Source organism: Actinomycetota bacterium (assembly GCA_030776725.1).
Classification (GTDB): Bacteria; Actinomycetota; Nitriliruptoria; order Nitriliruptorales; family JAHWKO01; genus JAHWKW01.
The window spans coordinates 1-9165 of sequence record JALYHG010000266.1; the positions used below are offsets into that span (position 1 = coordinate 1).

Genomic DNA, 9165 nt, shown 5'->3' on the forward strand with positions numbered 1-9165 from the left:
AATCGCAGCTGCCCGGTCTTGGGGTTGAGCACCGCGTACAAGCACGTTACGAACATGTTCGGCGGCATCTCGGCCGCCAGCAGGCTGTTGGCGCGGGCGAGCACCGCCCCGGGCGAGAACAGGCGCGGCGCGTCAGCGCGCAAGATGCTGTGCGTCTTCGCCATGATCAACGCCGCGGGTACGCCCTTGTCCGTGACGTCGCCGCAGACGATGCCAACCTGCCCGTCGGGCAGGTCGATGAAGTCGTAGAAGTCACCGCCGACCTCGCGGGCAGGGCGGTAGAAGGCGTTCAGGCGCCAGCCGCGCTGCTCGGGCAGCTCCCGCGGCAGGAAGTTCTGCTGGATGAGCTGGGCGACGCGAAGTTCCTGTTCGTAGCGCTCGCGACGGCGGATCTCCGCCGCCTGTTCGCGGACGAGCTGGGCGACACGCAGCGCCGGCGCCGCCTGCCCGGCGAGGTTCTCGAGCAGCTTGCGGTCGTCCGCGGAGTAGTCCTGCTCGGAGAGGCGCTCGCCGAGGTTGAGCAGGCCGATCAGCTCACCCTGGCTGACCAGCGGCACAACGAGCTTCACGCCAGCCTCGCGCAGCGCCTCGACGCCCGCCGACTCGACCTTGAGGTGGTCGATGTCGACCGGTTCCGGGTGGCTCTGGAAGTACGCGAGCACCGGGTCGTTCGGTGCGATGTCCACCGGCGGGGTCTCGACCTGCGACGCCTCGACGGCCGCCTCAAGCTCGGCACGACGCGCCGCCTTGCGGGCGCGTCGCTCGTCACGGTTTGACAGCCGCAGCGTGGGGATCCGCCGCGTCCTCCTCGCGGGGGCTTCAGCAGTCACCTGGTCCTCCCTTTCCACACGTCAAGTGTCACCCGTCGGCGTTCCGGAACCGTTACGGCGCCGCCGTTACGGTGAGGTTCCCGGTCATCCCGGCGGCATCGTGGCCGGGGATGCGGCACAGGAACGCGTAGGTGCCCGCCTCGGCATCGACCCGCAGCTCGCGCACGGTGTTGCCGGGGACGCGCACCTCCAGCCCCAGTTCGGGCACCGTGAAGGTGTGCCAGAAGTAGTCGTCGTTGCGCACGGAGACCGTCGTCCCCGTGTCCACGGTCAGCTCCGTAGGGTTGAAGGCCGTGTCGACGAGCGCGACCTCGACGCCTCCGCCGGCCGGGGTGGCCTGCACCCGGGCGGTGCCGACGGAGATCGCCCCGGCGACAGCGACGGCGACGGCGACCGCCAGGACGAGCGGGGCGCGGTGGCCGCTGCGGCGCGCGATGACCGCGACGGCCGCCACGAGGCCGACAACACCCAGGGCCGCGGCGGGCAGCTGGAGGAGGAGCGCATCGAGTCCGTCACCGTGCGCGAGCGCGCTCCAGCTCGCTGGCGCGGTCCATAACACGAGGTCCGCGAACAGCAGCGCCAGGACGATGGCGCCCGCCTTCGGACGCCGTCGCGCGAGCGCGGCCCCGAGCGCGAGCAGCACGGTGAACACTCCAGCCTCGAGGTCGGTGAGCGCGGCCGCGATCGCCGCGTGACCGACCACGGCGGCGACGGCCGTGGCGTCGAGGAGCCGCTTCCACCCCAGCGCCTGCGCCGTGATCGTCTCGAACGCGACCGCGTCAGCTGCCATGCCCGGACCCTCCTCACGAGTCGTCGCCGAGTGTGGAGGCGGACCGTTCCGGGAGCGTTACGAGCACCGCGAGCTCGCGCATCCAGACGCCGGGGTGGTGGTCCGCCCGGCGACGGTTCACGATCTCCTCTGGCCCTGCGGACCCAGCCACAGATCGATCCGCACTGGCTGGACCGCCGTGGCCGCCGTGGCGCGGAGCTCACCCGCCAGGGCCTCGAGCGACAGCTCGTCCCGCAACCGCTGACCGAAGCTGTCGACGGTGCGCACCGCGTCGTAGCGCGAGCGGTTGAAGCCCCGGTCCACCGTGGACCGCACCCGGCGACGGACCGGACCGAACGCCGCCGCGATCGCGAGCGTGGATGCCGCCACCGCGAGGTCGGACTCGCCCGACAGCGGCCGCAGCAGCGCCTGGAGGGCGACGACCAGCGCGACGTAGGCACCACCGAGCACCGCGATGACGATCGCGTAGACCACCGTGCGGTTGATGATCCGGTCGATGTCGTACAGACCGTGACGCGTGATGGCCACCGCGATCGCCACTGGGATGGCCGGCACCGCGATCGCGTTCACGACCGGCAGCGCTCCCAGCGGGGCGCCGACGAGGATCGCGACGACGGCGACCACGGTCGAGAACACGACGACCTTGACCTGCTGGCGCTCGGCCCCGCCGCCCCGGCGCAGACGCCCGATGAGACCGACGAGCGCCAGCGGGATGGCCACGACGAGCAGCGGCTCGACGCGGTCCCACAGCAGCACCCCCCCGACACGGAGACCGAACGCCACCGAGGCCCCCGAGACGGCCGCCCCCGCGAGGACCAGCCACAGCACCGGCCGCCACCGCCGCGAGGGCAGCTCGCCGTCGGGGAACAGCAGCAGGATGACGGCGAACAGCGCGACCCACGGGACGGGCAAGTCAAGGCCGGACGCGATGGAGCCGAGCGCCGTACCGTCGCCGAAGACCTCCCACGCGCGCGCCGCCAGGAACCCTGTCGCGGCTCCCCACCCCAGCAGGAGGAACAGCCACCCCAGCGGGTTGCCGGGGCGCTTCCAGGCCAGCACCGCCCCGACGCCCCCGAACGCAGCCGCCACGCTCGCCTCCGCCAGCCCCCACCCCCACACGAGTTCGGCGAGCGTGCGCCCGCCGACCGCGGCGAGGACGAGACCGACCCCGAGCATGACGGCCTCCGCTGCCCCGACGGCGATCGCGAGCCAGCCGGCGTGAGCCTTCACGGCGTCCCCTCGGCGTCGGGCGCCAGCCACAGATCGATCCGTGCGGGCTGGACCGCCACGGTGACCGTGGCGCGGAGCTCACCCGCCAGGGCCTCGAGCGACAGTTCGTCCCGCAACCGCTGACCGAAGCCGTCGACCGTGCGCACCGCGTCGTAGCGCGAGCGGTTGAAACGCCGGTCCACACCGGACCGGACCCGGCGACGGACCGGACCGAACGCGGCCGCGATCGCGAGCGTGGAGGCCGCCACCGCGAGGTCGGACTCGCCCGACAGCGGCCGCAGCAGCGCCTGGAGGGCGACGACCAGCCCGACGTAGCAACCGCCGAGCACCGCCGTGACGATCGCGTAGACAACCGTGCGGTTGATGATCCGGTCGATGTCGTAGAGCCGGAAGCGCAGGATGGCGATGGCGATCGACACCGGCACCCCGGCCAGCCCCACCAACATGAGGCTCCCGAAGACGAGCTCACCGAGGGGGAGGACGGCGCTCATCGGGACGAACATGACGAGGGCCGCCGCGGCGAACGCGAGCCACTTCAGCTGCTGGCGGGCGTCGCCCCGAGCGCGCCGGAAGCGGAAGAGCAGCGAGGCGGCGCTGGCAGCGAAGATCCACACGCCGAGGTGGTTCCCGACGACGCTGACGAGCCAGCCATTGGGGGCCGCGCGGAGGTTGCCCACGCCCTCCACGACGAGCGGCGCGCCGCGGTCGCGCCACAGCAGGGTTACACCGGGAACCAGCACAGCCAGCGTCAGCCACGACGCCCGCTCCAGCCACCGCCAGCGCGGGGTCGGGAGCCGACCGTCGGGGAAGCGCAGGAGCACGACCGCGAACGCGAGCGAGCCCGGCAGCCAGACCCACGTCGCCAACCACGACGCCACGTCGGCGCCGGGCAGCGCACCCGGCGCCACGACCAGGCCACGGGTCGCGTACTCGCCGGCGAAGTAGGACGCCGTCACCAGCACGGCCACGACCGTCATCAGCACGCCAAGCGGGTTGTCGGGCCGCCGCACGGCGACGAGCGCCCCCAGCGGGGCGAAGGCCACGAACGGCACGAAGAATGCGACGTCGTCCATGGTGAAGTCGCCGGGCCCGACCTCCGGCCGCAGCGCACGCAGCACCATCCCGGCCCCGTACAGTCCCAGCGTCGCCGCCAGCCCCGCGATCGCGAACCCGGGTCCCCAGCGCTCGACTCTCACCTCGCCCCCTCCCGCAGCCACAGCGACAGCTGCGTCGGCTGGACGGCGCCTCGGACCGTGCCGGCGAGCTCCTCGCAGAGCGCGGTGAGCTCGAGTTCGTTGCGCAACCGCTGGGCGAACGACCGCGCCACCTGCGCCGCGTCGTAGCGGCGACGGTTGAAGCGGCGATCCACGAACCCCTGGGTCCGGCGGCGCAGCGGGCCGAAGACCGCCACCACCGCCAGCGTCGCGGTGGCCACCGCGAGGTCGGAGCCCCCCGTGAGCGGGGAGAGCAGGCGCTGGAGGAGGACGACGAAGAGGGCGTACAGCGTCGCGAGGACAACGGTCACCAGCGTGTAGGCGAGCACCCGGCTGATGAGCCGGTCGATCTCGTACAGTCGGTAGCGCAGCACCGCCACGCCGAGCGCCACCGGGATGGTCGCCAGCCCCGTGCCGACGAGGAGGTCGGCCACCCACGCGGGGACGAAGAAAGATGCGAGCCACAGGTCCCCGACGCTGACCGCCACCAGCAGCACCAGGGAGGCGACGAAGGCGAGGAAACCCGCGCCGACCCACCGGTACTGCTGGCGCTCGATACCGCGGGCACGCTGGGCGCGCCGGACGAGGCCGGCGATCGAGACGAGACCGCACACCACGATCCCGAACAACCCGATCGTGTCCGCGACGTCGGTGAGGGTCGCGGCACCCGCCCAGCCGAGCGGGTTTGCGGCGACGTCCACGTCGTTCAGGCTCATCCGGCCCGGCGCGACCGCCGCCCCTAGGACGGCCGAGCCGACGGCGATGGACACCGGGAGCACGATGAGGCGTGCGCGCCGAGAGGGCCAGCGCCCGGTCGGGAACAGCGACGGGATCGCGATGGCGACGAGCGCCACGCTCGGCGCCCAGATCCACTGGTGCACCCAGGCGACCCACACAGCGCCCGGGTAGCTGCCGGGCGCTACGACGAGACCCGCCAACCCGTAGGCCTGGATCGCACCAGCCAACGGCTCGCCGACGCCCACGGCGAGGAAGAGCCACCCCACCGCGTTGCCCGCTCGATGGGTGACGACCAGCGCGCCCATGACCGCGAACGGCAGCGAGAACAGCGACTCGCCGAGGCGGTCGCGCAACGGCACACCGACGACCGCGGCGTGAACCGTGAGATCGAACGTGAGCAGACACGCGGCCACCACCACGAGAGACCAGGCCAGGACCTGCCGATTCACCGTCGCACCGCCCGTGCCGCCATCCAGACCGCCGCCCCGCGCGGCTGAACCGTGCGGCGCACCGTCTCCACCAAATCGCCCCGGAGATTGTCGAGGTCGACCTCGTCCCGTAGTCGGTGCGCGAACGCTTCGACGACCCTCGTCGCGTCGTACCGGCGCCGGTTGAACCGCCGGTCCACGAACCCCTGGACCCGGCGGCGCAACGGGCCGAACGCTGCGGCGACCGCCAGCGTCGAGGCCGCCACCGCGAGGTCGGAGCCCTCCGTGACGGGGGACAGCAGGCGCTGGAGCAGCACCACCAGTCCCACGTAGAAGGCGGCCAGCATCGCGGTCACGACCGCGTAGACGGCCGTGCGGTTGACGATCCGGTCGATGTCGTACAGCCGGTAACGCAGGACCGCGACCGCCACCGCCACCGGGATGGCCGACCAGGCGACGTTGATCAGGTGACCGGTGGCTGGCACCTCGGCCGGGTCCCAGACGAAGGCCGCCGCGATCGCCAGACCGAGGATCGCGGCCGCGTACATGAGCCACTTCACCTGCTGGCGCTCCACACCCGCCGATCGGCGGAACCGGTGGACGACGGCCGCGACGGCGCCGCCCAAGGCCAGGAGCAGCAGGACGAGGTGCACGGCGCTGCCGACCGCGAGCACATCACCCAACGCGGTGGCACCGAGCGGGTTGTTGATGGCCGGCACCGGCTCCAGGGGTCCTGGCGTCAGACCGACGACGAACACACCGACGACGATGGCCATCCCGATGGTGCGACCGACCCACCGCCACCGCGACGAGGGCGCGGAGCCGTCCGGGAACAGGAACACAGCCAACGCGGTCAGGCCGATGTTCACGAAGATGGCGACCCCCCCGAACCACGCGAGCCACACCGCGACGGCTCCGGGTGTGGAGGTGGCCTCGGCGTACTCGAAGGCGAAGATCTCGATCCCGCCCAGCGCCCCGATGACCGCGTAGATCCGGCCGATCGGGTTGGCCGGTCGCCGGATGGTCAGCACGGCTCCGACCACGGCCGCGGAGATCACTCCCGGTGCCCACTCCGCGCCCTCGGCGGGGTCGATCGCGATCCCGGCAGCGATGGGGACGATGGCGAGCGCGAACAGCGCCACGGACGCGGTTGTCCCGAACCGGGGCGTGGACAAGATCGGATTCATCTTCCGTCCTTGAGAGCGATCCGCAGGGCGACCAGCCCGATGAGGATGGCGAGGATGCCGATGGTGGGTCCGGCGACCTGACGCGAGCTCAACTCGAGGCCTCCGGCGCCCGCAGCCACAGCGAAACCTGGGCCGGTTGGACCGTCTCCCTCACGACGCTCTTGAGGTCACGGGCGAGCGAACCCAGCTGAACCTCGTCGCGCAGCGTGGCCCCGAACTCCGCCACCGTCCTGGCCGCGTCGAAGCGACGACGGTTGAACCGCCGGTCCACGAACCCCTGGACCCGCCGACGCAGCGGCCCGAACGCGGCCGCCACCGCCAGCGTCGAGGCGGCCACCGCCAGGTCTGAGCCCTCGGTCACCGGCGCGAGCACCCGCTGCAGCAGCACAACGAGTCCGACGTAGGACCCGGCGAGCGACGCGGTCACCACCGTGTACACCACAGTGCGGTTGATGACCCGGTCGATCTCGAACAGCCCGTGGCGGGTGACCGCGACGTAAATGGCGGCGGCGAGCCCGTTGCCACACACGGCGAAGACCACGACGACGGGGTCGAACGCATCGACCCCGAGGACGTTCTCCTCCAGAACGATGGCCGCGACGAACAGCAGCGGGAACGCGGCGACCGCCAGCACGAACCAACGGAACTGCTGTCGCTCGACGCCTCGGGCCCGCCGGTAGCGGCGCACCGCGTCGACGACGATGATCGCCGCCGCGAGCACGATCAGTTGGCCGAGGACGTTCGTCGCGGCGTCGAGCGCAGTCCGTGCGCCCGGGATGCCGAGCGGGTTGAACGGCGGGGTGTCGCCCTCGATCGGCCCGGGCCGCACCGCGTAGACGACCGTGTCGATCACCGCCACCACGACCAGGACACGCACCACCGCACGCATCCGCCGGCCGCTCACCCGTCCGGTCGGGAACAGCGCGACGAGCAGCGGGACGAGCGCCATGACCGGCACGACAATCCACGCGCCGACCCAGGCCGCGACCTGCGCGAGAGGGACGGCGCCTGGGGCGGTCACCAGACCGTACCGGGCGTATGCGGGGGTCAACAGCATGAGACCCACCCCGAGCGTCAGGCCGGAGAGGATCCAGGAGACACGGTTGTCCGGCCGTCTCGAGAGCACCACAGCCCCCACCAGCCCGAACCCCACCCACGACGAACCCCACAGCGCGGCATCGAGAACGCTGAACGCCTCCGTGGTCGAGGGCGCCGGGTTACGGGCGGAGACCACCACCGAGGCGGCGATGGCGGCGCAACCCACCAACCAGGATCCCCACCCCAGGACGCCGGCGGACCGGGGGTTCACGGACGCACCTTCTCGCTGCCTAGCCAGATGCTGAGGTGTGTCGGCTGGACCGTCCGGGGGACGACCGCGCGGACCTCCTGGGCGATCGACCCGACGTCGAGGTCGTCGCGCAGCCGCTGCGCGAAGCGCTCGACGGTCCGCGCCGCGTCGTAGCGCGCCCGGTTGAACCGCCGGTCCACAATCCCCTGGACGCGCCGGCGCAGCGGCCCGAACGCGGCTGCAACCGCCAGGGTGGAGGCGGCGACGACAACGTCGTTCGAGGGGTCGCCAGCGACGCCGCGCGCGACCGCGCCGAACCCGACCACCCCGCCGGCGTAGATGGCCACCAGCACGGCGGTGACGACGACGTAGGAGACGGTACGGCCGACGATGCGGTCGATGTCGTACAGGCGGTAGCGCAGCACCGCCAGCGCGATGGTCACCGGGAACGACGCGAGCAGCAGGCTGAAGGGCACCTCCTCCAGACGGACGACGCGGCCCGCGAGTTGCTCGTAGACAGCACCCGCGATCCCCGACAGCGCGTAGAGCAGGAAGGCTGACGACACGCCGAAGACGACCCACTTCGTCTGCAGCCGCTCGACGCCCCGCGCGCGGCGGAAGCGGACGATGATCGACGTCAGCGAGCCGAGCAGCGCGATCCCGAGCAGCGCACCGCCTCCCACGGCCACGACGACCCGGATGGGCTCGAGCGCGGGCACGTGGAGCGGGTTCAGCGCGTGCGAGGCGAACGGGTAGTGGTAGGCGCCGGGGCCCCAACGCACGGTCGCTTGGGCCGTCAGCGCCAAGACGAGCCCGACCTGACCGGCACGCAGGATCGGTCGCCACCGTGGCGACAGGAGGCGTCCGTCGGGGAACAACAGCAGCACGAAGACGAGGACGAAGATCGCGGCAAGCCACAGCCAGGTGGCGAACCACAGCGCCGCGCCCGCCCCGGGCAGCGACCCCGGATCGTGCGCGAGCCCGTACCGGGCGTAGGCCTCGGTGGCGTGCAGGCCAGCCCAGAGTAGGCCCGACGCCAGCAGCAGCCAGCCGACGGCGTTGCCCGCTCGTCGCGCGGCCAGGAGCCCCCCGACCGCGATGAGGACGAGCGGGATCACGGCCACGACCGCCATGCCGTCCCGGTGTGCCATCGTGATGTTCAGCCCCACGCTGGCTCCGAGCAGGAGCAGGCCGCCCAGGGTGACGGCCAAAGCCGGCCACGGTCGACGCCCAGCCCCCGTGCGGGCTGGCTCCTCCACCGCGTTGGCCCGGCCGGTCACGGTCGGTCCCCGGGCAGCACGACCGACACACCGGCGGGCTGGACGGTGCGGCGCACCGTGTTCTGCATGCCGTCGACGAGCGCGTCGAGGTCGGTCCGGTCGCGCAGCCGCGCCCCGAACGCCTCGATCGTGCGGGGCGGTATCGTCACGGACCGCGAGGACGCCGGCACGGTCGCAGCG

At 72.4% G+C, this 9165-nt stretch carries 9 protein-coding genes; all 9 read right to left on the reverse strand.

Going from position 1 to position 9165, the window contains the following annotated elements:
- Positions 1–830, reverse strand: an 830-nt coding sequence (locus M3N57_12940) for a SpoIIE family protein phosphatase (protein ID MDP9023577.1), incomplete at its 3' end; no start/stop codon positions are given.
- A gap of 52 nt (positions 831–882) precedes the next feature.
- Entirely contained in the window at positions 883–1620 is a 738-nt protein-coding gene (locus tag M3N57_12945) for a cupredoxin domain-containing protein (GenBank protein ID MDP9023578.1), read from the reverse strand.
- 117 nt (positions 1621–1737) lie between these two features.
- Positions 1738–2850 (reverse strand): hypothetical protein, encoded by a 1113-nt coding sequence (locus M3N57_12950; protein ID MDP9023579.1) that lies wholly within the window; start codon positions 2848–2850, stop codon positions 1738–1740.
- A complete protein-coding gene (locus tag M3N57_12955) occupies positions 2847–4046 on the reverse strand; it encodes a hypothetical protein (protein ID MDP9023580.1) in 1200 nt (399 codons plus the stop codon). The genes M3N57_12950 and M3N57_12955 overlap by 4 nt, the downstream gene beginning before the upstream one ends.
- Positions 4043–5251: a hypothetical protein gene (locus M3N57_12960; GenBank protein ID MDP9023581.1), complete on the reverse strand. Its 1209-nt coding sequence runs from the start codon at positions 5249–5251 to the stop codon at positions 4043–4045. The genes M3N57_12955 and M3N57_12960 overlap by 4 nt, the downstream gene beginning before the upstream one ends.
- Entirely contained in the window at positions 5248–6417 is a 1170-nt protein-coding gene (locus M3N57_12965) for a hypothetical protein (GenBank protein ID MDP9023582.1), read from the reverse strand. Before M3N57_12965 ends, M3N57_12960 begins: the two co-directional genes overlap by 4 nt.
- An 88-nt stretch (positions 6418–6505) precedes the next feature.
- Entirely contained in the window at positions 6506–7726 is a 1221-nt protein-coding gene (locus M3N57_12970) for a hypothetical protein (GenBank protein MDP9023583.1), read from the reverse strand.
- On the reverse strand, positions 7723–8916 hold the full coding sequence (locus tag M3N57_12975; GenBank protein ID MDP9023584.1) for a hypothetical protein: 1194 nt from the start codon (positions 8914–8916) through the stop codon (positions 7723–7725). The genes M3N57_12970 and M3N57_12975 overlap by 4 nt, the downstream gene beginning before the upstream one ends.
- Before the next feature lie 65 nt (positions 8917–8981).
- Positions 8982–9165: hypothetical protein (locus M3N57_12980; GenBank protein ID MDP9023585.1), on the reverse strand; the 184-nt coding region annotated here is incomplete at its 5' end.

Coding starts and splice junctions, on each gene's coding strand:
- M3N57_12945 (MDP9023578.1), bottom strand. CDS start 1,620: ATGGCAGCTGACGCGGTCGCGTTCGAGACGATCACGGCGCAGGCGCTG.
- M3N57_12965 (MDP9023582.1), bottom strand. CDS start 6,417: ATGAATCCGATCTTGTCCACGCCCCGGTTCGGGACAACCGCGTCCGTG.